A 26,593-nucleotide genomic window follows, 5' to 3' on the forward strand; every position below is an offset into this window, starting at 1 on the left:
ATTGCCATTGCGTGGAAGGCGGAGGCCCCGGCATCCGTATACCCAGCATGACACCGCCCAAACCACCCGCAAAGGTCATGGACGAGCTGCCGGCGTTGCGCCGTTATGCGCTGAGCCTGACGCGGCACGCCGCCGATGCCGAAGACCTCGTGCATGATGCCTTGGTGCGGGCACTGGAGCGCGGTTCGGGCTATCGGCCCGAGGGCAGCCTCCGCGGCTGGCTGATGTCGATCCTCCACAATCTTCATATCGACCGGCTCCGCTCAGGCCGGAGCGCTGCCGGGCGTGATCGGGCCATGGCGCAGGATGCCGAGGAACGTACTGCCCCCAATCAGGTCGACAGCGTGCGGTTGTCGCAGGTCCGCCGGGCATTCGACGACCTGCCGGTCGAGCAGCGCGAGGCACTGCATCTGGTGACCATCGAGGGGCTTTCCTATGACGAAGCGGCCGCCATTCTCAAGGTGCCCAGTGGTACGGTGATGTCGCGGGTGTCCCGTGGCCGCGAGGCCCTGCGGCAATGGGAGGCTGGTCCGGCGCTGAGACTGGTCAGGGGAGGCGAATGATGCAGAGGTCCGATGTAATCGATCCGCTGGAACTGGCAGCCTATATCGATGATCAACTCGATCCTGGAAGCCGCATTGCAATCGAACATGCGCTGTCGCGCAATCCGGCAGCGGCGGCGGAAGTGATGGCCGATCTGCGGGTGCGCGACGAATTGCGGCTGGCCCTGGCCGGCGGCGAGACCCGGACTATGCCCAAAACCGGCGATCTGGCGCGGCGGCTGCAGGGGGGGCTCGATCGTGGACGGTTCCTGCGCCGGGTAAGGCCGCTGATGGTGGCGAGTGTGCTTCTAGCGGCGGGTTGGCTGGCCAATGGGCAGCTCGGCCAATTCAGTAGCTTGCAGGCGTCGAGCGACGTGCCCGTTTTTGTGGCCGACGCCATTGCCGCCAATCGCACCAGCACCCTGCGCGCGCGGATGATCTCGCAGATCGAAGCGCCCGACTACGATGCTGACGAATTGCTTGCCGAGACGGCGATCCGCATGCCTCCGCTGATGGCGGACTGGCGGGTGACCGATGTTCAGGTCTTTCCTTCGCGCTTTGGCCCCAGCGTCGAAATGGCCGTCGAGGCAGGCGGCCTGGGCACGATTTCGATCTTTGCGGTGCGGCCGGGCGAATTCCTGATTGCCGAGCCGACGACGATGCAGGTCGAGAACACCACGACCGCCTATTGGCAGTTCGGCGACATTGCCTATGCCCTGGTGGCGCAGGCTGATGCAGGCGAGGTCAGCCTCGCGGCTGGCAAATTGCTGGACAGTCTTTACTAGCCAAGGAGAAAAGTCTTTTCTTGCAGAGGCATAGGCCGATGCGGGGAACGCAAAACGATGTCTGAACCCAGCCGAAGTCCCCTCGAGGGCCAGGAACTTCCGCCGCACGACCATCGCCTATCGGCAACCCTGTTGCGCATCGCCGCCAGGCCTGGGCGTGACCGCATCTATATCCGTGACCTGCTCGCCGAACTGGATCATCGCGCCATTGCCGCGATGCTCTTCATCTTCGCCGTGCCCAATACGATCCCGGTTCCGCCGGGGGTTTCCGGCGTGCTGGGGGCGCCGCTGCTGTTCCTTGCCACCCAGCTCATGCTGGGCATGCGGCCCTGGTTGCCGCGGATCATTGCCGACCGCAGCTTTGCCCGCGCCGATTTCGAAAAGGTGGTGACCAAGGTCGGGCCCTGGCTGCAAAAGGCGGAAAAGCTGATGAGGCCGCGCTTCGAATTCCTTGCCAGGCCGCCGGTGGAATATCTCGTCGGGGCAATGGTGCTGCTTCTGTCGATCGTGCTGTTCCTGCCCATTCCCCTGGGCAATATGCTGCCGGCTATCGCCATCTGCATCTATGCGCTCGGCCTGATCGAACGGGACGGCTTGTGGATCCTCATCGGCACAGTGACCTCGCTGGTGTCGCTGGTGATCGTCTCAGGCGTCATCGCCGCCTTCGTCTATGCCGGCTGGCTGGCCCTGACCACTTTCTTCAATTTCTAAAGGACGGTCGCCGAGAGGCGCCGCAGGCACATGTTTTTTGAATGGATGTCCGACCCCGCCGCCTGGGCTGGCCTCGGCACGCTTATTCTGCTCGAAATCGTTCTGGGCATCGACAATCTCGTCTTCATCGCCATCCTGGCCGACAAGCTGCCCGAGCATCAGCGCAACCGGGCCCGGGTCATCGGTTTGTCGCTGGCTCTGGTGATGCGGCTGGGGCTTCTGGCCTCGGTCGCCTGGATCGTGACGCTGACAGCGCCACTGTTCACCCTGCTCACCATGGACTTTTCAGGGCGTGACCTGATCCTGATCCTGGGTGGCCTGTTCCTGCTCGCCAAGGGTACGATGGAGCTACACGAACGACTGGAAGGCCATGCGACGGCGACGACCGGCAAGGTGGTGCATGCCGTGTTCTGGCAGGTGCTGGTGCAGATCGTGGTGCTCGATGCGGTGTTCTCGCTCGACAGCGTCATCACGGCCGTGGGCATGGTGGACGAGCTTTCCATCATGATGATTGCCGTCATCGTGGCGGTGGCGACCATGCTGGCGCTGTCCAAGCCGCTGATGGCCTTCGTCTCCAAACACCCCACAGTGGTCATCCTCTGCCTCGGCTTCCTGCTGATGATCGGTTTCTCACTGGTGGTGGAGGGCTTCGGCTATCATATGCCCAAGGGCTATCTCTATGCGGCCATCGGCTTTTCCATCGCCATCGAAGCCTGCAACCAGATTGCCCGGCGCAATCGGGAGAAGGCGCTGCGCTCATCGGCCCTGCGCGAAAAGACCGCTGATGCCGTGCTGCGCATGCTGGGCGGCCGGCGCGGCGATGCGAGCCTTGGCGAAACGGCCGATGTGATCGCCGAGCAGGCCGAGGCCAATGCGTTGTTCGCCGAAGAGGAAAAGGACATGGTTCGTGGCGTGCTCGACCTGGGCGACAGGACCGTCATGTCGATCATGACGCCCCGTCGTGAAATCGACTGGCTCGACCTCGAGGACGATGTGCAGGCGCTGCAGGACAAGATCCTCGATCTTGGCCATTCGCGGTTCCTGCTCGGTCGCGGCAGCCTTGATGAGTTGGCCGGTGTCGCCTTGGCCAAGGACCTCCTACGCGACATCATTGTCAGCAGGGCCATCGATCTCGACGGTTCGGTACAGGCGCCGATGATCGTGCATGAAAGCGCCACGGCGCTGAAGCTGATCGAGCGGCTACGCGAAAATCCGGTGCAGATGGCAGTGATCGTCGACGAGTATGGCGTGCTGCAGGGCATTGCCACGCCGATGGATGTGCTCGAAGCCATCGCTGGCGAATTCCCCGATGCCGACGACCCGCTGCCCCGCATCGAGCGGCAGGATGATGGTCGCTGGCTGATCGATGGCGATGCCGATATCCGCCTGGTGTCGGTGGCACTCGGGGTAGACCTCGTCGACGAGGCCGATCGCTATGCGACGCTAGCCGGCTATCTGCTCTACGAGACTGGCGATCTGCCGGCCCAGGGTGCGTCGATCACCATTGGCGACATGACGTTTACGGTCGCTATGCTGGAGGGATCGCAGATCACCACGATCGAGGCGCGCGTGGCGGAGGCAGCGGTGGCCTGAGCCACCGGAGCCGCGCCGGACGCGTCAGAGCCTGGCCTGGGATTGATCGGCAAAGCCGTGGTACAGCAGAACGCGTTCTTCCTCGCCGTCGAGGCTGGTGTAGGAAACCTCGGCGTAAAGGTTTTGAGGATCGCCCACCAGGTAGAGCCTGGTTTGCATGACGCGTTCGGCGGCAGCGATCGGATGGGCGGCGATGGTGCGCACGGGCTTGTCGAAATCGAGTGCGCCATCCGTGCCGATATAGCGCGCAACATGAAAGATGAAGACCAGATCAGCCATAGGTTCCCCCTTGGCAACAGCATCGCGCAAAGCGGGCGGCCCCGATGAGACGAGTGGCCGGACAACTTCGTTGGCTTTCATGCCGCTGCTTCAAATCGTTTCGGTCCTGCAGCAAAGCCGCCGTTCCGATCAGTTTATGCCGGTCAATTCATTGCCGATCGAAGGCGTGGTTACCTTATGGCACGAGCTTTCGACTGCGGGAATGTAACTGGTGGGGCGCCCGGTTCCCTGCTGTGCTTCAGCTCAGGCGCGTCACAAGTTCAATGAGCGTATTGGCCTGACGTCATCACTGCGTGATTGCAGTGAAGAGTCAGCGTGATTTATTCGTGATTTGTGTTATTGCTACTGACGTTCGGTATTGTCTATTCAGCAGGCAGAATGTCGATGCAGTCGGCCCAATTCCATCTTGACCTGCTGGGACCGTTCGAGGCTCGTTTCGAGGGTGGCGAACCGATCGACCTCAAGCTCAAGTCCGAACGCCTGATGTTGTCGTGGCTGGCACTGCGACCAAGGCAAAGCGGCAGTCGCGAGGAAATCGCGGCTCTGTTGTGGAGCGAGCGCAGCGATGCCCAGGCCTACCAGAGCCTGCGACAAACCTTGGCGGCGCTGCGTCGCGCGCTCGGTGGCAAGGCGCAAGATCTGCTGCGGATTGACCGCGAAAAGGTGATGCTCGTCGCCGGCGCCGTCGGTTCGGATGTGGCTTTCATGCTCGGCTTGGTGGCCAATAGCGCGGTCGAGGAGCTTGAACGGGCGGCCGCGCAGTATCGGGGCGAATTTCTCGAAGGCCTCAACATCCGTGACCCGCTGGTGCAGCAATGGCTCGAGGATCGGCGCGTTGAATTGCGCGTGGCGGCGGTGCAGCGGTTCGAATGGCTGCTTTCTGCCTATGCCCGGTCTGGGCGGCATGCTGATGCCGAAGCTATTGCCTCGCGGCTGATCGAGATCGACCCGCTGGCCGAGGAGGGCTATCGGGCGCTGATCCGGGTCTATCTGGCGCGCGGGGAGCGGGCCATGGCGCTGCGGCACTATCGGCGGTGCCGCGATGTGTTGGCGCGTAACCTCTCGGTCGAGCCCTCGGAGGAAACCAAGGCGCTGATGCGGCTGGCGAGCGAGCCGCAGATCAGCACGGCAGTGGCGGTTCCGCCGCGGGATCTGTCGCTTGAGCGGTCGCAGCGGGTGCATAACCTGCCGCGGCCGATGACAAGCCTGGTCGGTCGCGAGCGGACGGTCGAGGAAGTGGTGGAACGGCTGGGCATTTATCGGCTGGTCACCGTGACCGGGGCCGGGGGCGCAGGCAAGACACGCATTGCCGTGGAGACGGGTTTCCGGCTCGATGGCACATTTGCCGATGGGGTCTGGCTGGTCGAACTGGCGGGGATTGCCGATCCGCAGTTGATTGGCGAGGCGCTGTGCGGGGCGCTGGGGGTGCCGGTTTCGCTCGACCGTCCAGCGGTCGAGAGCGCCGTGGCCTATCTGGCGCAGCGGCAGGCGTTGCTGATCCTCGACAATTGCGAGCATGTGGTCGCGCAATCGGCGCAGCTTGCCGAAATGGTGCTGGCGTCGTGTCCCTCCGTCGCCGTGTTGGCGACCAGCCGCGAAAGCCTGGGCGTGGCGGGGGAAAGCCTTTATCGCGTGCCGCGGCTGACTTATCCGGCCGAGGCGGAGGGCATCAGTGCTGAAGCCGCCATTGCCTTTAGCGCGGTGCAACTGTTTGTCGACCGTGCGGCCGCCGTGGTCGAGCAGTTTACCCTCGATGATGCAGTGGCGCCGGCGGTGGCCAGCATCTGCATGCAGGTCGAGGGTATTCCCCTGGCCATCGAGCTGGCGGTGGGGCGGCTCAAGATGATGCGTCCGGAGCGGCTGGCAGCGGACCTCAGTTCGTCGCTCCTGACGCTCCGTCGCTCGACACGCGCCGGGCACAAGCATCACGAGACGCTGCGGGCCATGCTCGACTGGAGCTATGCCCTGCTGCAACCGGACGAGCAGACCTTTTTGCGCCGGCTCGCCGTCTTTGCTGGGGGCTGCTCGCTGGCCTCGGCAATGCAGGTGGCCCGCGGCGGAACGATCGAGGAGGATGCTGTCTTTGACCTCCTGTCGTCGCTGGTCGAAAAATCCCTGCTCAGCGTTGACCTCTCGGAGGCCGAGCCGCGCTACCGGCTGCTCGAGACCACCCGGCAATATGCGCTGCAGCGACAGCGCGAAAGCGGCGAACAGGGACGGCAGCGCGCCCTGGCCGACTATCTGGTGGCCAGGTTCGACGAGGCTGGGCAGTCTTGGGCGGGCACACCAACCCTTACCTGGCTCGGACGTTATGAGCCGGAGGTGGATAACCTTCGCGCCTCGCTCGACTGGGCATTCGGCGCCGGCGGGGATATGGCGCTGGGCATGGACCTGGTCAGTCTCAGTGTGCGGCTCTGGGACGAGCTGTCGCTGTTCCGGGAGAAGGAGCGCTGGGTCGAGACGGCGATGACCCATCTTCACGACGACTTGCCGCCTGCCATTGCTGCGCGGCTCTACCTGGCCAAGACATCGAACAGCGCGCATGGCAACCAGTCCTTTTTTGCCTATGCCGAGCAGGCGTCGCAACTGTTCCGGTCAGCCGGGCGCGCCGTCGATCTGGGCGAGGCGCTGGCGCGGGCCGGGGCCACGCTTCTGACCATCGACACGATCGTCGAAGCGCTGCCCTATCTTGAGGACGCCCTGAAGGTTCTCGAACCGCTGGGGCCGACCAAGCCGCTGGCGAGTTGCCTGCGCTCCAAGGGGATTGCGGCCTATCTGGGCGGTGACATTGCTGCCGCACAAACTTCCATCAACCGATCAATGGCGGTGTGCCGCAGCATTGGCGATACACGCGGGCTGGCGAGCGCACAAATCGCGCTGGCCGAAATGGATTTCGTCGCCGGCAAGGTCGAGAGCGCCATCGAGGGCATCAGGTATATGCTGGACGGGTCGGGGCACAATCACCGGCAGGCCGCCCTGGGCCTGAGCAATCTCGGCGCCTATCTCTTGGCCCATGGAAAAACGGCGGAAGCCCGCGATGCGGCGCGCGAAGGGCTGCGTGTTGCGAGAGCCTTGGGCTGGCCGGCGGCCGTCGTGCGTGCCGGCGAGCATCTCGCGCTGGTGGCCGTGCTGGGCGGGGAGCTTGAGCTGGCAGCCCGGCTATCGGGCTATGCCAGAGAGTTTTACGCCAGGGGCGTCTCCAGCCGGGAATGGACCGAAGAGGTGACGCACCGACGGCTGGTTGCGGAACTGTCGGAACAGCTCTCCGCTGCCCAGCTGGAAGGGCTGATGGCGGAAGGCGCAGCCTGGAGCGAACCCCAGGCTGCGGAAGCTGCCGAGACGATTGGCGGGCTGCGTTTCAGTCGAGCCTGAAGGCTCAGGCGGACTGCGGCGAACTGGGTATCGGCATGATCGCCTTCTCGCCGCTCGCCCAAGGCGTGCTCTCAGGCAAATACAACACTGGCGACACCGAGGGCGCGCGCGGCACCTCAAACAATCCCTTCCTCAAGGCCGACCGCATCAAGCCCGAAACCCTCGACGCCGTCGGCAAGTTGGCCGCTATCGCCAAGGCCCGCGGTCAGAGCCTACCGCAGCTCGCTTTGGCCTGGGTGCTGCGTCGCCCCGAGCTGACCTCGGCACTGATCGGCATTCGTACCCTGGATCAGTTGAAGGACAATCTAGGTGCACTCGACAATCTCGCCTTCGCGCCCGACGAAATCATCGCCATCGCCATCGACGCCGCGACTGCCAACGGCCTCACCCCGTCGCACCCGTGCTGGTGGTAAAAGGGAAGCAACGGTTTGACCTGGCTTAGCAATGTCCGCATTCAGGAAGCGGGGCAGTGCCGCTGAATGTCTGGTGTGGGGCGCGCTTCTGACGATAAAGCGCCCTCGCTCAGGTGGCGGTGGCTTGCCGTGCTGTCGCCAAAAACTGGGAAACTGACGGATTCGAAAGCGTCCGCTCGAAATAAATCGCACCAGAATGGCTGCCTGCGCCCACATCCTCCAAGGCAAGTGGAACGATGCCATACTGCCGGAACAGCGCAGCAAATCCACTCGATCCTGACATCAGAAATTGTGAACCCTTGAGAATTTGCAGCGCAGTCAGCAGCGTGTCCGCCCTGACGGCATAATCGCGCCGCTGGCGGCCCGGCAATGTCGTGTCGCTTGGGTCTTCGTAGCCGCTGCTGATCCAGCGGCATCCGGTAAGATCTTCCGTCGATACGACGCTCCGTGTAGCGAGGGGGTGGTGCAGGTCGCAGTAAACGTTTGTACCTTGTTGCGTGAGCGGTTCAAACACCACATCCAGAGCTGCGCCATAGCGCGTCGAAAGGGTGCCGAAGGCAAGATCAAAGGTGCCATTGCGTAGCCCTTCGAGGCGTTTTGATTCATCGGCAATGCCCAGGTGAACCACAATATCGGGATGCGTTCCGGCAAAACGGCTCATCACTGCAGGCAGGATGGCGAAGCCCCACAGATCGCCGGCGACAATCCGGATCGATGCCCTGGAGCGACCCTGGAGCTGTTCGATTTCATCCCGCGCCTGATCCAGTACGGGCAGCACTCGAAGCGCGTGCCCATACAAAGTGACGCCGCTCGGACTGAGTTCCATGCCGCCGCCGGTGCGCACGAAAAGCGAAGCGCCGTAGCTCTCTTCGAGCTTTTGCATGGCGCGTGACAGAGCGGACTGGGAAATATTCAGATGCCTTGCTGCCAGCGAAATAGAACGGCGGCCCGCCACTTCGACAAACTGACGCAATTCCTTCATTTCCAGGCACCATTATGCGGAATTTGCATAGGATATGCACGGTTTGCATTTGACTGGCAAGGCCCGGTTTGGCTCAATGTCTACAAGTTCAATCGAGAATTAAATCCCTGAATTGCTGAATGATGTGGCGCGTCTGCAGACATCGCCTGCCGAGAAGCCAAACCGACCTGACTTCAAACGGCTAGTTGCGGGAATGCAGTATTTGCATATCCAGCATTTTCGTTATTAACTCTCTTTCGAGGAGGAACGACAAATGAACAAGAATTGGACGCGCTCTGCCGCCATGACTTTGCTTGTGGCTGCTGGAGTTTATTCGGCATCGGCCCACGCCCAGGAGACGGTGCAACTCACTTTCCGGCAGTTCGATCCGCCCACAGAGATCGAAGGACTGGTAAAGGCGATCGACGCCTGGAACGCGGCTCATCCCGATATCCAGGTCAAGCTCGAGACGATGGCCGGCGCCGACACGCTGGCCCAGCTTGCCCGCGAAGTCCCGGCCGGGGCCGGTCCTGACATCCAGCACATGGCCTTCGTCTGGACGCGCGATCTTGCCCGCTCGGGCCTCGTCGCCGATTTGACTGACCATATCGCCGCCAGCCCACCGGGCGCCGGCATTGAAGATTTCCTTGCCACCGATCTCGCAACACTCGATGGCAAGGTCTATGGCATTCCCTGGACGTCCGACACGTTCGCCATGGCCTATCGCCCCGACCTGCTTGATGCCGCCGGCATCGCCTTTCCCGAAACCTGGGACGAGTTGCGGACGGCCGCCGGCGCACTGACCACGGGGGACGGTCAATATGGCTTCTGTTTTCCCGCCGGCAGCTCACCCGATAGCGGCATGTGGACGCTGGCCAACTATTACCTCTGGAGCAATGGCTCGACGCTGGTCGACGAGACCTTGCCCGGCAAATGGGAAGTGGTGGTCAAGCCTGAAGAGCTTGTTGCGGCCATGACCTATTTCAACGATTTTTTCGTCAACCAGTCGTCGCCGGAAAGCCTGATTACCGTAAACAGTTGGGGCGATCCCGAAATCATGGGCGGACTGGGCCGCGGCGATTGTGCCATCGCCGTCTTCCCGCCCCAGACCTTTCGTGCCGCCGAAGCGCAGTCGGAAGCAGCGCTGATGACGGCCAAGATCCCTCAGGGCGAGGTCAGGCGCATCTCCCATCTGGGCGGTCGAGCCTTGGGCATCAATCCCAATAGCAAGCACCCAGAAGAAGCCTGGCAGTTCGTTCAATATCTGGTCAGTGCCGATACTTTCGCGACCTACCAGCAATATCCGGCGCAGAATTCGCTACTTGAAGAGCTTCAATTCCCGCCGACCGAACAGGGTTATGTCGAAATGCTGCCGTTGGCGCAGACCTTCGAGCGCTACATTTCCTCGCCCATCCCCGTCTCGACCATGACGGCGCTGATTAACCGCGAATTTGGCGCGGTCTATTCCGGCCAGCGCTCACCCGATGAAGCCGCCCAGGCGGTCATCGCCGAATTGCAGGACCTTTTGGCTCGCGGCAAGAGTTGAGCCGATGGCCACCACACAACTATCGAACGCGCCAGCCTCCGGGCTGGTGCGTCCATTGCGCACGCGGCTCGAGCCCTATTGGCTCGTGCTGCCGGCCATGCTGATTCTCGCCTTCTTCTTTGCCGGACCGGCCATCTACAATATCGGCCTGTCGTTTCAGGAATTGAGCCTGTTCGATATCGGCAAGCAGGGCGAATGGGTGGGCTTTGCTAATTTCGCCGAAGTGCTCAACGATCCGGCGACGCGCCAAGCGCTGTTCAACACCACGCTACCGCTGACCATCGTCACGGTTGTCATTCGCCTGTTTCTGGGTCTTGGGCTTGCGCTGCTGCTCAACGCCTCGGTCTTTGCCCGTTGGCGGCTGGGCTGGCTGGTTCGTTCGCTTATCCTCGTGCCCTGGGTTACGCCGCCCGTGGTCGCCGTCGCTGCCTGGAAATGGCTGCTCGATGCGCGCTATGGCGTGGTCAACCAGTTGCTGGTCGGTGCCGGCATTCTCGATCAGGGCATTCCCTTTCTCGCGCGCACCTCAACCGTATGGGGCGCCATCGAGACCATGCTGATCTGGCGCGAACTGCCTTTCGTCGTCATCACCTTCCTTGCCGCCCTCCAGTCGATCCCCACTGACCTGCGCGACGCGGCCCGCATCGATGGCGCCAATGCCTGGCAGATCCAGACGCGCATCGTGCTGCCGCTCCTAAAGCCGGTTATGGCGGTGGTCGTGCTGCTTACCACGATCTGGACCTTCAACAATTTCGTCTATGTCTGGCTGGCCACGCGCGGAGGCCCGGGCGACTACACCCATGTACTAGCGACGCAGATGTATACCGCCTCCTTCATCGACTATCGCATGGGGACGGGCGCGGCCGTGGGCGTCGTGATGAGCCTCATCATGTTTGTCTTCGCGCTCATCTACTTCTTCGTGCTGTTCCGGGAGAAGTGAGCCATGGCCCTTGCCAACAATACCGGGCTGCGCCGCTTCGCGCTCGATCTCTTTGTCGCGGTCTTCGGCATCATGCTGTGCCTGATCCTGGCCTTCCCCTTCATCTGGGTGGTGCTGATCTCGTTTCGACCCGACAACGAGATCTTCACCCGCACCTTCCAGCTGATCACGAGCTTCACCCTCGACAACTATGCCAAGCTCCTGGACGGCTCACCTTTCCCGACCTATCTGCGCAACTCGATAATCGTCTGCTCCGTCGCGACGGTGGTAGCCGTTTCGATCTCGCTGATCACCGCCTATGGCTTTTCCCGCTGGCGTACTTTTCGCGGAAGGCAGTTGCTGCTGATCCTCGTCATCACCACGCAGCTTTTTCCCTTCGTCATCCTGATCACGCCGCTTTACGCGACTTTCTTCCAGCTCGGCCTGATCAACAATCCGCTGGCGCTGGTCATCTCCTACATCGCGGTCAATTTGCCGTTCTGCATCTACATGCTGCTCGGTTACCTCGACACCATTCCGCGCGAGCTGGACGAGGCGGCGCGTATCGACGGCGCCAATACGCTTCAGATCATCTTCCGCGTCATCTTGCCGGTCGCCTGGCCGGGTGTCGTCACGGTCGCCGTCTATGCCTTCGTGTCGGCATGGGACGAATTCCTCTTCGCCCTGACACTGATGACCTCGGATGAAAACAAGACCGTGCCGGTCGGACTGGCAGGCTTTTTCGGCGAATACACCACGCAGTGGAACCTGGTCATGACCGCTTCGGTCGTCTCTACCGTACCCACCCTCGTGCTCTTCATGTTCCTGCAGAAAAAGCTCGTATCCGACCTCGCCGCCGGCGCCATCAAGCAATAGGCCATTCTCAAATGAACATCATTCTCGTGCTCATCGACAGCGTCAATCGCAGCGCCTTGTCGGCCTATGGCGGCACCGAATTTGCGACGCCGAACCTGCAGGCTTTTGCCGATCGCGCTTGGCGCTTCGACAATCACTTCGTGGGCAGCCTGCCCTGCATGCCGGCCCGCCGCGAAATCTTTGCCGGCGTCATGAACATGCAGTGGCGCCCTTGGGGGCCGCTCGAACCCTTCGATCATCGCCTGCCCAAGCTGCTGGAACAGGCGGGCTACACAACGGCCATCGTCACGGACCATTACCACTACTGGGAAGAGTCGGCGAACGGTTACATTCAGAGCTTCCAGGGCGCCGACTTCATTCGTGGGCACGAGCTCGATTTCTGGAAGCCACTGGTGCCCTTCGAGGAGCTTCCGCAATGGGCGCTCAATATCGAAAAGTGGCGGCCCGGCTATGGCCACCGCTATTACTCCAACATCGCCCGGTTCGGCGATGACGCAGATTTCTTTCCGGCCAAGGTGTTCACCGCCGCCAGCGATTGGCTCAAGGAACACAAGCAGGACAATCCCTTCTTCCTCCAAGTCGAATCGTTCGACGTGCATGAGCCGTTCGACGTGCCTGAGCCCTACGCCTCCATGTATGGCGATGGCGCGGCACGTGACCGTTTCTCGCTCTGGCCGCCCTATCAGGATGCGGCCAAACAGGCTGAATTCCTGGCCCAGGCAACGCAGGAGGAGCTGGCCTTTGTGCGCGCCCAATATGGCGCCAAACTCACCATGACCGATCACTGGTTCGGCAAGCTGCTCGAGACCATGGATGAACAGGACTTATGGAAGGACACGATGGTCGTCGTCACCACCGACCATGGACACGACCTCGCCGACCGCTTTGGCTATGGCAAGCAATTCCCCCATTTCGACAGCCACGCCAATATTCCGCTGATGATCTGGCATCCCGATCATTCTGGGCAGGGGCGTTCCGTCGTCGGACTGACGAGCACGGTTGATCTCTTTGCGACCGTTCTGGCTGGTGGCGGCGTGGACTTGCCCTCGGGCACGCACTCCCGATCAATCCTGCCCATGATCACCTCAGACGACGATGGCCGTGACGTGCTCCTCTATGGCACGTTCGGGCAGGGTCTGTGCTGCACCGATGGCGAATGGACGCTGATTCAACCGCCCAACCGTGAGCTGCCGGTCTATGCCTACTCGTCCATGGTGCCTACCACTATCATCCCGCCCGACCAGCCGATCGGGAGCGGCCATTACATCCCCGGCGTCGACATTCCGCAGTGGAAAATCCCCTTCACCGTCGACCGCCCCAGCGACCGCCGCCCCCTCGACAGCGAGACTTTGCTCTACAACCGGAAGGCCGATCCAGGGCAGAGAGACAATCTCGTGACAAGCGAGCCCGAACAACTCGCCCGGATGCGGACGCTGATGGCCGATACCCTGAGATCTCTCGGCGCCCCATCAGAGCTTTTCACTCGGCTAGGTCTGGGCTAGCTGGCTACACACCGAAGGTGCGCCTTCGAAAATTGGTGGCCGGGGCACTCACTAGTCAGGTCCGCTTTTTCGGAACTGGCAAACTGCCAGCGAATAACCGGAATGGGGCGATCACGGATGGGCTTTGTGTTCCGGCACTAGGGCTGAATCCTTTGCCATGCAATAACGGTCAGAGTTTCGTGACGCCAATTGAGGGAGATGGTGGTGACTGGAGAGTCAATTCACTCAATCGTTCAGAATATCGCGAACCAAGTGACCCAGAAGCTGGGCGCGCAAGTCGGCGAAACAGTCGAGCGCTGTCTGATAGATATGCTCACCAGAACCGTCACTCATCTGCCCGACGGGACCGCGTTCGTCATAACCGGCGACATTCCAGCAATGTGGCTCCGAGACTCGACGGCGCAACTGGCCCCGTTCCTGCACCTTGCGCACCAGCATTCTGATTTGGCTGATCTGATTGCGGCAGTATCCCGGCGCCAGCTCGACTATGTTTTGCTTGATCCCTATGCCAATGCTTTCAACGCCAGCGGCAATGCAGCAGGACACCAAGACGCCTTTCCGCAGTCTCCTTGGGTCTGGGAACGCAAATACGAGATCGACTCGCTCGCCTATACGGTCCAGTTAGCCTTCGATCTGTGGGCGACAACCCGCCGAACAGACCATCTGCAAAGCTTTGTGGACGTGGCGAAAATCGTCATCCGCACATGGCGGACGGAGCAAGACCACGAGCGCAATTCGACCTATCGTTTTGCCCGTCTGGATTGTCCCCAGAGCGATACGCTGACGCGCGATGGGCTGGGCCCGGTCACCAGCCATACCGGAATGACCTGGGCTGGGTTCCGGCCGAGCGATGATGCCTGTGTGTACGGCTACAATATTCCCGGCAACGCCTTGGCTGCGGTGGCACTGCGATACATCGCCGAACTTGCCGTCCAGGTTTTTGGCGATCCTGATCTTGCCCAAGATGCCGATCTCCTTCGCGACGACATCGAGCAGGGCATCGAGAGCTTCGGCCTCGTTAAAGTCGATGGCCACGACCCGGTCTACGCCTACGAGGTCGATGGGCTTGGCAACAGCTTTCTGGCCGACGACGCCAATGTGCCGAGCCTGCTCTCGTTGCCCATGCTGGGCTGGTGCACGCCGACTGACCCGATCTATAAGGCGACCCGCTCGCGCATCCTGAGCAAGGCAAACCCCTATTTCTACGCCGGTTCGGCCGCGTCGGGCATCGGCAGCCCACATACTCCGCCGGACCAGATCTGTCCGATTGCTCTGGCCGTGCAGGGCCTGACGAGTGATAATCCAGCCGAAAAGCGCGACTTGCTTGCTCTGATGCTGGCTACGGACGGGGGAACAGGGCTCATGCACGAATCCTTCCACGTCGACGATCCAGAAAAGTTCACGCGGCCATGGTTCTCCTGGGCCAACGCCATGTTTTGCGAGCTTGCTCTGGACGTCGCAGGCCTGAGAACTTATCGGCGCCCTACTGTCCGCTTTTAGGAAGGCGCGTTCGTTAGGCGGATGACCGGAATGGGGCGCTAAGCGGTCTAAGTACTACGCCACTATGAACGTCAGGCACGGTCTGGCCATGTCACCGTCATTGGCCTTGCGCCATCTTGGTGATATCTGGGATCTATGACAAATTCCGACGGAACCGCCACATCCTTCGGTGGCATCTCGATCGTGTCTTCGCAGTTGCGGCTGACCGCTGCACTTCTTTGGCGTTTCTGGCCCCAGCTGGCGGCAATCTGGTTGCTGGGCTTTATCGGCAATCTCCTGCTCAACGAACTCGCGGCCTATATCGGCCGCTGGAATTCGCTGGCCGGTCTTTCCCTGCTGGCCGTGGTCGTTCTGCTCAAGCTGATAGTCATCGTGGCGCTCTTAGAGACGGTCCGGAAGGGCCTACCATCCCTTAACAGCGCATCCCAGGCTCAGGCCAATCAACCCGCCACCGAAGCCGTTGCGCCGACCCCGTCCGCCAGTTTCGTCAGCGCGTTGACGCTGACCCTCGTTCCCTTCTTCGCCTTCTATGCCGCCTGGGGCTTTCTGGGCGACACGCTGCGGGACTATTCCAAGCTGGCGCTCAGCCTCTTCCTGTCGGGCGAAGCCGGCAGCCTGCTTGAGGTAACCGGCGGAGCCTGGCTGACCGCACCCATTCTCGTCGCCTGGGCAGTGCGCTGGTTCTCCAAGCGAATGGAGAAGCGGTCGCGGGCCTGGATTTGGCCGGTGCTGACCGTGATCTGCGAGGCGAATTGGGCCTTCATCGGTATTTTCGTGCTCTCGCAGTGGCAGGGCGACGTCGTCAACTGGTTCATGCAACTGCCGGGAAACATCGCCATGCTGTTGGGCATCCTGTCGCCCGTCAGCGAGGCCGTGGCACAGTCGGCCATTCCGGTGCCACCCGAATTTGCCGGGCCGCCGATCGGCACGCGGCTGACCAGCCTCTTCTTCTACGGGCTTTATCCTGTCGTCTGGCTGGCGCTGGCCGCCCTCGTCTATGGCTATGACATCAATGGGACGCCGGCGCCTGCCCAGGGGCGTTTTGCCGATGCCATATCGCAATGGCAGGCGCTGCCCAAGTCGGTCCGCGAATTCATCGCGCGTTTTGCTGCCGGCACGGTCAAACGCTATCGCGCGCTCGCCGAGGGCATCGGCCTGACCCTGGGCGCAGGCGTGCCGCTGATCGTGATGGCAATTTTGGGCTATCGTTTCCTCGACTGGCTCTCCTCCTGGGCCTGGTATGGCCTGACCCAGGTCATCGGTCCGCATGATCTGCCGCTCTGGCAAGTCATCGCCCAGGTCATCTCACCCTTCATCGGCACGCCGAGCGATCCCGGCGAGGGCCTTCTGGTAACGCCGACCAAGATCTGCCTCCTGGCCGCGACGCTCGAAGTCGGCTTCGCCCAAGGCCGGCAATGGCGCGGGCGTATGCAGGCCAAGCCAGCAAGCTGACGTCAGTCTAGACCCAGCGGGAAAGCGATCGCAGTCGGTCGCAAACTGCCGGTGCTAAGCCGGACGGACAATGCCGGCACGGCCTCTGCCGGAACCACGAATTTTTCCTCGATCGTCGTCGCCTGGTCCTTTTGCGGCGGGTTGAGCGAGGCAATGCCGCAGCCATCGAGCGGCTCTGCGTTGGGATCGAGGTCGCGACTGATATCGCTGGAAAGGATGACATCGAGCGGCAGCCAGCGACGGCCCGTTCCATCGCCCAGGCTGACCTCGCATTGTCCCCAGCCTTCGCCGATGTCCTGCGTGGCCCTGGCCGCCATGCGAACGATGACCAGCCGCATCTCGCCGGGAAAGCGGACCTCGGTGTCGCGGCCGTCGCCGATCATCCGGGTCTGCTCAAGGCTCCAGGTCGCGCCGGCATAGTCGAGCTCGGGCGATCCCTGCACAATTTCGGTTTCGATGCCATGCCGGTACTCGCCAAAATTCCGCGCGGTGTTGATGCCGACGGCAATGGCGGCAAGGATCGGTACACTGGCCAGCGACAGCCACCAGATCTTTCTTTCGCGGTCAGATACCATTGGGGCCAATCTCAAGTCGTTCCTGCGGCGCGGTGGCGTCAGAGGCGAGCGACACGGCAATCTCGTCCTGGAGCTGTGGATCATATTGCTCGGAGACCCGCAGCGTCATCTCGGCGGTCTCGTCCTCGGGCAGCTCGAAGATGAAGAGCCCCGTCGTCGGCAGGCCCGGCTGCAGGGTTTTGAGCGAGAGGATGTTTGGCGCGCCTCCGGCCCGTTCCGATTGACGATAGAGCCGGCCCGAGGCGCCAACGATGGTCGCCGCGCGAATGGGCATAGTCTGCACGAAGCCGCGCAGTTCTGCCGAAACCACGATCCAGACGCCCGAACTCTCCAGCTCGACCGCCTTGCCAAACTGGTCATAGGCAATGATTCGCGCCTTGGCGATGTCACCCACGTCGAGACTGAATGTCTTGCCCGCGACTGTTTCTGAGGCAGCCTCACCCGTCCGTATCGGCCCAGTCAGCATGGCATAGGGCGGGGTCGTGGTCTGCAATGTGGCCAGCACCACTGCCATCGCGAGCACCGCGGAAATCCGCAGGATATGTCGCATCAGGGCGTACTCCCCGCCGGCTCATCTGTAAGCGGCAGATCCATTTTCGCGACGACACCCGCCGGAAACCAGCCGGGCGCGGCATAGAGATTGTCTCGCGGCTTGAAGAATGAGCCTTCGATATGAATTTCCAGACCCTCCGGTCGATCCATAGCGGCCGGAACCTCCCAGACGGCCGCCACCGTTTCGGGCATTCTGGGCTGCAGATCCCACAGGATGGCGTGGTCACGCACAAGATAATACTGCGGTTTTGGCGCGTCGGCGACATTGGCGAGAACGATGAGGTCGCCATAAAGGTTGGAGCTTTCGGACGAGATATTCTCCAGCGTCATATCGACGATGATCGCCCTCTTGTCAGGAGCGACAGTCAGTCCGTTCGGCAGGGTCGAGCCAAAACTGCTGCCCAATATCGCCACCGTCCACCGCCCGGCCTCGACGGGCGTGGCGACCTCGACCCTGGGGACAATGCTGCCGATGCTCTGCTGATAGACGGAGTAGCCGAGGGAGACGGCGGCCGCCATCAATGCGCCTACGGCCGTCAGAAGCCTGGTACGCCATGCCTTGGGCGTTTTTTGTGGAGGTGGTCTTGTCAAACTGCGGATCGTCCCGATGTGGTCGGCCGTGATTGTGCCATGTCAGCATTCCTCACGCCTCGACCGATTGCAAGAAGGGCGGCTTTGACGATTTCGCAGCGCCGCCTAGTTCTTCAGGATCCACACGATCGCCACCGCGGCAAGGGCGATAAAGGCGATAACACCCTGGAGCGCCGACGTGGTGAGCCAGGTATGGGCGACGCCGCACCAACCAAAGTTACGCTTTGCGACCGGCGAAACCGGATAGCCACAGTCCGGACAGCATAGGCCTTGTCAGAGATCTGCTGACTGCATTTGGGGGCAGGCAGTGAGTGCCATTTTATGCCTCCGCTTCTGGTGGCGTGTCCATCTCGATGGAAGCTCGGTGCTCATCCGTGGGCCGGTCGCACGGCAATGGGCGCGGACGGCTCAGCGGGCTCGCGACACCATGGAACTGGCCTTCGTCAAGACAGGGGCGAGCGCCGGGCCGGAATTTCTGGAGCTACAGCGATTGGGCGCGACAGGCTCGTACACGGCCATAGCGAGGGTTTCGGCGGACTGCGGCTGAGAACCTCTCTGGCGCAATCGCTGAAGACCGCGCCAGAGACGATTTTTCTACTGTTCGAGGGCCACCGCGTCGGCACCGGCAGGGATGCGCATCGGCGCTGACGGATCGGTCGCCGCCCGCCAGACGGCGTCGACGACATCCGACGACAGCGTCTTGGGCGCGCCCGGCGTGCGCATGGCGGAGATGACGCTATTGGCAAAACCCGAATAGGCTTCTGGGAAGCCACCATTGGCGTTCAGCAAGGCCATGGCGTTGCTGCCAAAGCTTGTATCGGGGGCCGCGCCGGGGAGGACGATCTTGACCGCGATCCCCAGCGGGGCCAGTTCGAGGGCGAGGGACTCCGTCAAAGCGTTCACAGCAGCCTTGCTGGCCGTATAGACCGACAGCAGGGGCAGCGGCTTCATGGTGACGCTCGATGTCACGTTGATGATGAGCCCGGCGCCGCGCTCGCGGAACTGCGGCAGGACCGCACGGACCATGCGCATGGTGCCGATGGTATTGGTCTCGAAGATAGACTGGGCAACATCGATCGGTGTTCCCTCGAGCGCATTGAGCCAGCCGATGCCGGCATTGTTGACCAACACGTCGATTGGACCGGCGGCCTCGACGGCGCTGCGAACGCTGTCGTCGCTGGTAACGTCCAGCGGCAGCAGGACCAGATTGTCGGATGCCGGGAAAAGCTCTGGCTTCGGTGACCGCATGGTGGCCACGACCTTCCAGCCCTGTTCGAGGAAGTGCCTGGCGGTGTCGAGACCGAAGCCGGAGGAGCAGCCGGTGATGAGAACGGTTTTCATGGAAATGTCCTTTGCGTGGATACCACGCTTATGTGGACTACCTGTGCCGGACCTTCTATAATGCGTTATCCTGATTGCATTAGAGATCGTCCGGATGATCGATCCGCTTGCCGAAATTGTATCCATGCTACAGCCGAGCTTGCCCTTCTCCAAGATGGCGAGCGGGTCCGGCCATTGGCGGGTAGACGGCGCCAGAGATGGCAGCCCCTTCTTCGCTGTCATTCTGGAAGGCTCGACCCGGCTGTCCATGAATGGACAGTCCGATATCCGGCTGGAAGCGGATGACTTCGTCCTCATCCCCGCGGCCTACACCTTCGCCATGACCAGCGATGACGCGCCGGACGATGGCGAAGATCCGTTGCGGGTCACAAGCCTGGGCGACGAAACGCGCCTCGGTGATCCATCAGGGCAGCCCAATATGCGTGTCCTGATCGGCCGGCTTGCCTTTGGAACGCCTGACACAACGCTGGTCTTCGCACTGCTGCCTTGCCTGTTGCTGATCCGCGGCCAGGCCCGTCTCACCAATCTTGTCCGGATGATCCGCGAAGAGTCGAAGGCGGAACGGGCCGCAAAGGGCATCGTGCTCGAGCGCCTCCTCCAACTGCTGCTGATCGAGGCGCTTCGGTCCGATGCCGCCGGCCTTGAAACCCCCGGCCTGCTGCGCGGCCTGGCGGACAGGCAACTCGGCCCCGCCATTCGTCTCCTGCACGAGGCGCCGTCGCGGACCTGGACTGTGGACGAACTGGCGCGTGCGGCGACCCTGTCGCGCTCTGTATTCTTCGACCGTTTCCAGAAGCAGACGGGCATGGCCCCGATGGAATATCTGCTGTCCTGGCGCATGGCTCTGGCCAAGGACATGCTGCGGCGTCGGGACGGTGGCATCAAGGAAATCGCGAGGCGCGTCGGTTATGGCTCGGCCAGTGCCTTTAGCGTGGCCTTCTCAAAATTCACAGGCTTGCCACCCAGCCTCTATGGTCGAGCTGAACAGACCACTGGAGTGTGACGTCTTGCGTCGCGGGCCATAGTTTAAAAGCGCACCGTCTGGCTTCCTTCCCGAACCGCCACTCGCCTGGCGCCGCGCCCATGTCCGCTTTTTGGAATTCGTGAAAGCTCCTCAAGCGGCCGAAATGGGGCGCATCTTAGAAGTTTTATCATCCGATCGCCAACTTGCGTGAAGTCACCAACGCATACCTGGTTGCCCAGCGGCATGTTCCCGGCGATAAAGCCGCATGTCCGACGCGCTCTCTATCCTTGTCATCGATGACAATGCCATACGCGCCTCGATCATCGAGGCGGGATTGCGCGAGGCCGGGCATCAACGCGTGCAGGTCATGGTCGATATCGAGGACGTAGCTAAGAAGATCGGCGCCATCGCGCCCGATGTCGTCATCATCGATCTTGAAAACCCCAACCGCGACGTGCTCGAGCATTTCTTCGCGCTCTCGCGCAGCCTAAAGCGCCCCATCGCAATGTTTGTCGACAAGGCGGACCTCAGCTCCATCGAAGCCGCGGTGGATGCGGGCGTTTCAGCCTATGTGGTCGATGGATTGCGCAAGGACCGCGTCAAACCCATTCTCGACATGGCCATCCTGCGCTTTCGCGCCTTTTCGCGCATGCAGGACGAGCTGGACGCTGCACGCTCAGAACTGCAGGGACGCAAGGTCGTGGACAAGGCAAAAGGCATTCTCATGACGTCCAAGGGCATTTCGGAAGAACAAGCCTATGGTCTGCTGCGCAGTGCCGCCATGAACCAGAACCGCAAGATCGCCGAAATCGCCCAGAGCCTGGTGACGGCGTCCGAACTGCTCGGGCCATAGGAGACGCGCATGGGGCTGACGCAGATCACTCTTGGCTTTGCGCCGCTGCTCGACAGCGCCGTGCTGATCGCGGCGCAGGAAAAAGGCTTTGCCGAGGCCGAAGGGCTGTCGCTCAAGCTGGTGCGCGAAACATCCTGGGCCAATATCCGCGATCGCGTGGCCATCGGCCATTTCGATGCCGCCCATATGCTGGGGCCGATGCCGCTCAGTGCCAATCTGGGCCTCACCCCGCTCGATGCGCCGCTGATTGCCCCTATGGCACTGGGGCTCGGTGGCAATGCCATTACCGTGTCCAACGCGCTCTGGGACGACATGGCGGCCGCCGGGGCACCGGCCGATGGCTCGGCCTCAGGCTCAGGCGTCGCGCTGCGGAAGGTGATTTCGCGCCGGGCAGAACAGGGCCTGCCGCGCCTGCGTTTTGGCGTGGTGCATCGCGAAAGCGGGCACAATTACGAATTGCGCTACTGGCTGGCGGCCTCGGGTGTCGATCCGGATCGCGACATAGAGATTATGGTCGTGCCGCCATCTTTCCAGCCCGATGCCTTGGCGTCGCACCGCACGGACGCCTACTGCGTTGGCGAGCCATGGGGTTCGGTGGCTGTCGCCCGGGGTATCGGCCGCATCGTCACCACCAAGTCCGCAATCTGGCGGCTGAGCCCGGAAAAGGTGCTGGGCACCCGCGTGCAATGGGCCAATCGCTATCCCGAGCAGCTTGCAGCCCTCATTCGCGCCCTGACCCGCGCCGCCCGCTGGTGCGGCGATCCTGACAATGCGCCGGCCCTGGCCGAGCTCCTGTCGCGTGACGACCGGCTCGGACTGCCTGCCGAGCTGTTGCTGCGCCCGCTATCGGGAAACTTGCTGATCGGGTCGGACGAAGAGTGCCAGGTCGACGAATTCTTCGTGCCCTTCCTGCGCGCCGCCAATTTTCCCTGGGTCAGCCACGCCATGTGGTTCTATTCCCAGATGGTGCGCTGGGGGCAGGTCGAGCATACGCCTGAAAATGCCGCCAAAGCGCGAGCCAGCTATCGCCCGGATCTGTTCCGCGCAGCGCTGGCCGGGCAGGGGATTGCCGTGCCCTCGGCCAATGCCAAGATCGAAGGCGCGCTCACCGAACCCACCATTGTCGGCGCCGCCGGCGGCACGTTGACCCTTGGCCCCGACGGGTTCTTCGATGGCATGCAATTCGACCTCGATCACCTCGATGATTATATCGCGAGCCAGAAGCGCTGATTGCTCATGGATTGAGCAATCAGCCGCAGGCTTGTGCGTAATCGGCGATTTTTCGTCATTGCGCCGCATGACTCGAAATATGCGAATGACCTGATTTTGCTGGATTTTCCGAAGCATCGGCAATCTGGCACGTTTCCTGCAATGTCTGTGACAAGCGCTTCGGCGCAATGACTTCCGGCGTCCAATGACGGGCGCCAACACATCTGGCAACGCCGCCAACCATCAAGACAGGTCTCCCCAAGGGGCAGACGGTCGTGACGGTTGGCGGCGTTTTCGTTTTTGGCCCGCGGATAGGCAAGCATCCGCCAGCAGGAAAGCAGACGACCCAATGGCTCAAAAACTCGTCATCATCGGCGCCGGCATGGCCTCGGGCTGCATGCTCGAGCATCTGTTTGAAACCGACCACGGCTATGAGGTGACCCTGTTCGGCGCCGAACCGCGCGGCAATTACAACCGCATCATGCTTTCGCCTGTGCTCGCCGGCGAGAAGGCCTATGAGGACATAGTAACCCATGACGCCGCCTGGTACACGGCCAATGGTGTCGATACCCGCTTCGGCCATGCCGTTACCAAGATCGACCGGCAGTCCAGGACTGTCTTCGCCAATGGCGTTGAAACCCCTTACGACAAGCTGGTCGTGGCCACCGGCTCGGCCCCCTTCATCCTTCCCGTCGCCGGCCGCGACCTGCCCGGTGTGCGTGCCTTCCGCGATCTCGACGACGTCAATGCGATGCTCACCGCAGCCGATCGTCCGGGCAGCCGGGCCGTGGTGATCGGTGGTGGCCTGCTGGGACTTGAGGCCGCCGCGGCCCTGCGCGGGCGCGGCATGAGCGTGACCGTGTTGCACCTGGCCGGGCACCTGATGGATCGCCAGCTCGATCCGGCAGCAGGATATCTGCTGGAGCGAGAACTCACCAGCCGCGGCATCAAGGTGCATTGCCGCGCGCATACCAAAGCTATTCTCGGCATTGATCGAGTCGAGGCTGTGCTGCTCGAGGATGGCACGATCTACGAAGCCGATCTCGTCGTTATGGCCGCCGGCATTCGTCCCGAAACGCGCCTCGCCACCGACGCCGGCATCGAAGTGCAGCGCGGTGTCGTCGTCGATGCCGCCATGCGCACTTCCGACCCGGATATTCTGGCGCTGGGCGAATGTGTCGAGCACGACGGTGCCGTCTATGGCCTCGTCGCCCCGCTCTATGACATGGCCAAGGTGGCAGCAAAAACGCTGACCGGGGCGGCTGCTGCCTTTTCTGCCCCCAAGACCGCCACCCAGCTCAAGGTCACCGGCGTCAGCCTCTATTCGGCGGGTGATTTCGCTGAAGGCGAGGGGCGCGAGGAGATCGTACTGCGCAATGCCGCCTCGGGCATCTACAAGCGCGTCGTCCTCGCCGGCAACAAGGTCATCGGCACGGTGCTCTATGGCGATACCGGCGACGGCGCCTGGTTCTTCGACCTCATCAAACGCGGCACCGATATCACCCAGCTGCGCGACACGCTGATCTATGGCCAGTCCTATGGCGGTGGTGCAGTGGCAGATCCGCTGGCTGCGGTGGCAGCACTGCCGGCCGATGCTGAAATCTGCGGCTGCAACGGCGTCTGCAAGGGCAAGATCACCGAGACGATCACCGCCCGGGGCCTGACCTCGCTCGACGATGTGCGCGCCCATACCAAGGCGTCCGCCTCCTGCGGCTCCTGCACCGGGCTGGTCGAGAAGCTGATCATGGCAACGCTTGGCGATGCCTATAACCCTGCCGCCATCCAGCCGATGTGCAATTGCACCGCGCTCGGCCATGACGAAGTCCGCCGGCTGATCGTCGCACAGGATCTGACCTCAATTCCCGCCGTGATGCAGGAGCTGGGCTGGAAGACCTCCTGCGGTTGCGCCAAGTGCCGGCCGGCGCTCAATTACTATCTCATCGCCAGCTGGCCGGGCGCATATGAGGATGATGGCCAGAGCCGTTACATCAACGAGCGCGTCCACGCCAATATCCAGAAAGACGGCACCTATTCGGTCGTGCCGCGCATGTTCGGCGGCATCACCAATGTCAAGGAACTGCGCGCCATTGCCGATGTGGCGGAAAAGTTCGAGGTGCCCACGATCAAGGTCACCGGCGGCCAGCGCATCGATCTGCTGGGCGTCAAGAAGGAAGACCTGCCCGCCGTCTGGGCCGACCTCAATGCCGCCGGAATGGTATCGGGCGCCGCCTACGCCAAGGGGCTGCGAACGGTCAAGACCTGCGTCGGCTCCGACTGGTGCCGCTTCGGCACCCAGGATTCCACCGGCCTGGGCATTCGCATCGAAAAATTCATGTGGGGCTCGTGGACCCCGGCCAAGCTCAAGCTCGCCGTCTCCGGCTGCCCGCGCAATTGCGCCGAGGCCACCTGCAAGGACATCGGCGTGATCTGCGTCGATAGTGGCTACGAAATCCATTTCGGTGGCGCTGCCGGCCTCGATATCCGGGGCACCGAAGTGCTCGGGCATGCGAAAACCGAGGACGAAACCATCGGGATCATCGCGGCCCTCACCCAGCTCTACCGCGAACAGGGTCGCTATCTCGAACGCATCTACAAGTGGATGAAGCGCGTCGGTATTCCCTCGATCAAGGAGGCCGTGATCGAGGATGCGACGCGGCGCAGGGCGCTGTTCGACCGCTTCGTTTTTTCCCAGCAATTCGCCCAGGTCGATCCGTGGGAAGAGCGCGTCAACGGCAAGGACGCCCATGAATTCGCCGCCATGGCCGAGTTCGCCATGCTCGAAGCGGCGGAGTAGGCATCATGACCCACATGTCCCCCATCAACTGGATCGAAATCGGCGCTCTCAGCGATGTGCCGCGCCGCGGCGCCCGCTGCATCACCACCCCGCTCGGCAAGGTGGCGGTTTTCCGCACCGCCACTGACGACGTCTATGCGATCGACGACAAGTGCCCGCACAAGGGCGGCCCTTTGAGCCAGGGTATCGTCCATGGCGTCCAGGTCACCTGTCCGCTGCACAATTGGGTGTTTTCGCTCGAAACCGGCACCGCCCAGGGCGCCGACGAGGGCGCTGTCCGCACCTATCCGATGCGCTCCGAAAACGGACGCCTTTTCATCGACGCCACCATTCTCGCGGCCGCCACGGCCGCCTGATCCCTCAGCAGCAATCCAAACCGGAGACTTCCAATGGACTATGTAGCCCCCAAGGACTTCGTCACCAAAATGATCGACGCCGGTGAGGCCAAGGTCTTCATGTCGACGCGCGACACCCTGATCCGCGCCTTCATGGCCGGAGCCATATTGGCGCTGGCGGCCGCCTTTGCCATTACCATCACCACCCAGACCGGCCAGCCCCTGCTGGGTGCCGTCCTCTTCCCCGTTGGCTTCATCCTGCTCTATCTGATGGGGTTTGACCTGCTCACCGGCGTCTTCACTCTCGTTCCCCTTGCCCTCATCGACAAGCGCCCCGGCGTCACCTTCAAGGGTGTGCTGCGCAACTGGGGTTTGGTCTTTACCGGCAATTTCGCCGGCGCTTTGACCGTAGCGCTGATGATGGCCATCATCGTCACCTTCGGCTTCAGCCAGGCGCCCGATGCGGTGGGCGAAAAGATCGGCCATATCGGGGAAGGCCGCACCGTGGGCTATGCCGCCCATGGCGCTGCCGGCATGCTGACGCTCTTTATCCGTGCGGTGCTCTGCAACTGGATGGTCTCTACCGGCGTCGTCGCCGCCATGATGTCCACCTCGGTTTCGGGCAAGGTCATCGGCATGTGGATGCCTATCATGCTGTTCTTCTACATGGGTTTCGAGCATTCCATCGTGAACATGTTCCTCTTCCCCTCGGGCCTCATGCTGGGCGGCAACTTCTCGATCATGGACTATCTGATCTGGAACGAGATTCCGACCGTGGTCGGCAATCTGGTCGGCGGCCTGACCTTTGTGGGCCTGACGCTTTACATCACCCATTCCCGCACCGCGCCACGCCGCCAGGTGAGTGTCCGGAAGGGGCAGCTCGACGCCAGCGTCGTCCCTGCCGAATAAATCAATACTCAAGGAGACC

Annotated in this window: 24 protein-coding genes; 18 read left to right on the forward strand and 6 right to left on the reverse strand. The window is 62.2% G+C overall.

The features are described from left to right. Positions 1-47 precede the first annotated feature (47 nt). From P0Y65_20365 to P0Y65_20380, 4 genes are read left to right on the forward strand one after another with little or no spacing between them, the layout of a single operon-like run. Positions 48-563: a sigma-70 family RNA polymerase sigma factor gene (locus P0Y65_20365; protein WEK04499.1), complete on the forward strand. Its 516-nt coding sequence runs from the start codon at positions 48-50 to the stop codon at positions 561-563. Beyond that, the gene (locus P0Y65_20370; protein WEK04500.1) at positions 560-1,327 is read left to right on the forward strand and encodes an anti-sigma factor; all 768 of its coding nucleotides are present in this window, start codon (positions 560-562) and stop codon (positions 1,325-1,327) included. The genes P0Y65_20365 and P0Y65_20370 overlap by 4 nt, the downstream gene beginning before the upstream one ends. Before the next feature lie 57 nt (positions 1,328-1,384). After that, the gene (locus tag P0Y65_20375; protein ID WEK04501.1) at positions 1,385-2,038 is read left to right on the forward strand and encodes an exopolysaccharide biosynthesis protein; all 654 of its coding nucleotides are present in this window, start codon (positions 1,385-1,387) and stop codon (positions 2,036-2,038) included. A 45-nt stretch (positions 2,039-2,083) separates the two neighbouring features. Continuing rightward, positions 2,084-3,631 (forward strand): TerC family protein, encoded by a 1,548-nt coding sequence (locus P0Y65_20380; protein WEK06857.1) that lies wholly within the window; start codon positions 2,084-2,086, stop codon positions 3,629-3,631. Between the two features lie 24 nt (positions 3,632-3,655). Here P0Y65_20380 and P0Y65_20385 read toward each other — a convergent pair whose 3' ends face one another. Beyond that, positions 3,656-3,910 carry a hypothetical protein gene (locus P0Y65_20385; protein WEK04502.1) on the reverse strand — a complete coding sequence of 85 codons (255 nt, stop codon included), beginning with the start codon at positions 3,908-3,910 and terminating at the stop codon, positions 3,656-3,658. Positions 3,911-4,288: 378 nt separating this feature from the next. On the opposite strand from P0Y65_20385, the gene P0Y65_20390 reads away from it, so the two are divergent. Further along, on the forward strand, positions 4,289-7,282 hold the full coding sequence (locus P0Y65_20390) for a BTAD domain-containing putative transcriptional regulator (GenBank protein ID WEK04503.1): 2,994 nt from the start codon (positions 4,289-4,291) through the stop codon (positions 7,280-7,282). A 23-nt stretch (positions 7,283-7,305) separates the two neighbouring features. Further along, the gene (locus tag P0Y65_20395) at positions 7,306-7,695 is read left to right on the forward strand and encodes an aldo/keto reductase (protein WEK06858.1); all 390 of its coding nucleotides are present in this window, start codon (positions 7,306-7,308) and stop codon (positions 7,693-7,695) included. A gap of 109 nt (positions 7,696-7,804) precedes the next feature. On the opposite strand, the gene P0Y65_20400 is transcribed toward P0Y65_20395, so the two are convergent. Continuing rightward, the gene (locus P0Y65_20400; protein ID WEK04504.1) at positions 7,805-8,677 is read right to left on the reverse strand and encodes a LysR family transcriptional regulator; all 873 of its coding nucleotides are present in this window, start codon (positions 8,675-8,677) and stop codon (positions 7,805-7,807) included. A gap of 253 nt (positions 8,678-8,930) precedes the next feature. On the opposite strand from P0Y65_20400, the gene P0Y65_20405 reads away from it, so the two are divergent. From P0Y65_20405 to P0Y65_20430, 6 genes are all read left to right on the forward strand, one after another. Continuing rightward, positions 8,931-10,202 (forward strand): sugar ABC transporter substrate-binding protein, encoded by a 1,272-nt coding sequence (locus P0Y65_20405; protein WEK04505.1) that lies wholly within the window; start codon positions 8,931-8,933, stop codon positions 10,200-10,202. A gap of 4 nt (positions 10,203-10,206) precedes the next feature. Beyond that, complete coding sequence (locus P0Y65_20410; GenBank protein ID WEK04506.1) at positions 10,207-11,142, forward strand: sugar ABC transporter permease; 936 nt, start codon at positions 10,207-10,209, stop codon at positions 11,140-11,142. Between the two features lie 3 nt (positions 11,143-11,145). Next, complete coding sequence (locus P0Y65_20415) at positions 11,146-11,997, forward strand: carbohydrate ABC transporter permease (GenBank protein WEK04507.1); 852 nt, start codon at positions 11,146-11,148, stop codon at positions 11,995-11,997. Positions 11,998-12,008: 11 nt separating this feature from the next. Then, a complete protein-coding gene (locus P0Y65_20420; protein WEK04508.1) occupies positions 12,009-13,499 on the forward strand; it encodes a sulfatase in 1,491 nt (496 codons plus the stop codon). A gap of 204 nt (positions 13,500-13,703) precedes the next feature. Then, entirely contained in the window at positions 13,704-14,999 is a 1,296-nt protein-coding gene (locus tag P0Y65_20425) for a glycoside hydrolase family 125 protein (protein ID WEK04509.1), read from the forward strand. Positions 15,000-15,134: 135 nt separating this feature from the next. After that, on the forward strand, positions 15,135-16,451 hold the full coding sequence (locus P0Y65_20430; protein ID WEK04510.1) for a hypothetical protein: 1,317 nt from the start codon (positions 15,135-15,137) through the stop codon (positions 16,449-16,451). A 2-nt stretch (positions 16,452-16,453) separates the two neighbouring features. Here P0Y65_20430 and P0Y65_20435 read toward each other — a convergent pair whose 3' ends face one another. The 4 genes from P0Y65_20435 to P0Y65_20450 all read right to left on the reverse strand — a co-directional run bounded on the left by P0Y65_20435 (position 16,454) and on the right by P0Y65_20450 (position 19,510). After that, positions 16,454-17,026, reverse strand: a complete 573-nt coding sequence (locus tag P0Y65_20435; protein ID WEK04511.1) for a hypothetical protein — start codon at positions 17,024-17,026, stop codon at positions 16,454-16,456. Further along, on the reverse strand, positions 17,016-17,576 hold the full coding sequence (locus tag P0Y65_20440) for a hypothetical protein (protein WEK04512.1): 561 nt from the start codon (positions 17,574-17,576) through the stop codon (positions 17,016-17,018). The genes P0Y65_20435 and P0Y65_20440 overlap by 11 nt, the downstream gene beginning before the upstream one ends. Beyond that, a complete protein-coding gene (locus P0Y65_20445; protein WEK04513.1) occupies positions 17,576-18,097 on the reverse strand; it encodes a hypothetical protein in 522 nt (173 codons plus the stop codon). Before P0Y65_20445 ends, P0Y65_20440 begins: the two co-directional genes overlap by 1 nt. A gap of 666 nt (positions 18,098-18,763) precedes the next feature. Continuing rightward, a complete protein-coding gene (locus tag P0Y65_20450; GenBank protein WEK04514.1) occupies positions 18,764-19,510 on the reverse strand; it encodes an SDR family oxidoreductase in 747 nt (248 codons plus the stop codon). Between the two features lie 94 nt (positions 19,511-19,604). Here P0Y65_20450 and P0Y65_20455 point away from each other — a divergent pair, with 94 nt between their 5' ends. The 6 genes from P0Y65_20455 to P0Y65_20480 all read left to right on the forward strand — a co-directional run bounded on the left by P0Y65_20455 (position 19,605) and on the right by P0Y65_20480 (position 26,574). Beyond that, the gene (locus tag P0Y65_20455) at positions 19,605-20,513 is read left to right on the forward strand and encodes an AraC family transcriptional regulator (protein WEK04515.1); all 909 of its coding nucleotides are present in this window, start codon (positions 19,605-19,607) and stop codon (positions 20,511-20,513) included. 226 nt (positions 20,514-20,739) lie between these two features. After that, a complete protein-coding gene (locus tag P0Y65_20460) occupies positions 20,740-21,327 on the forward strand; it encodes an ANTAR domain-containing protein (GenBank protein WEK04516.1) in 588 nt (195 codons plus the stop codon). Positions 21,328-21,336: 9 nt separating this feature from the next. Beyond that, on the forward strand, positions 21,337-22,557 hold the full coding sequence (locus P0Y65_20465; protein WEK04517.1) for a CmpA/NrtA family ABC transporter substrate-binding protein: 1,221 nt from the start codon (positions 21,337-21,339) through the stop codon (positions 22,555-22,557). Positions 22,558-22,885: 328 nt separating this feature from the next. Then, entirely contained in the window at positions 22,886-25,330 is a 2,445-nt protein-coding gene (gene nirB, locus P0Y65_20470; GenBank protein WEK04518.1) for a nitrite reductase large subunit NirB, read from the forward strand. A gap of 5 nt (positions 25,331-25,335) precedes the next feature. Then, a complete protein-coding gene (gene nirD / locus P0Y65_20475; protein WEK04519.1) occupies positions 25,336-25,686 on the forward strand; it encodes a nitrite reductase small subunit NirD in 351 nt (116 codons plus the stop codon). Positions 25,687-25,719: 33 nt separating this feature from the next. Next, the gene (locus tag P0Y65_20480) at positions 25,720-26,574 is read left to right on the forward strand and encodes a formate/nitrite transporter family protein (GenBank protein WEK04520.1); all 855 of its coding nucleotides are present in this window, start codon (positions 25,720-25,722) and stop codon (positions 26,572-26,574) included. Positions 26,575-26,593: the final 19 nt, after the last annotated feature.

Source organism: Candidatus Devosia phytovorans (assembly GCA_029202405.1).
Lineage (GTDB): Bacteria > Pseudomonadota > Alphaproteobacteria > Rhizobiales > Devosiaceae > Devosia > Devosia phytovorans.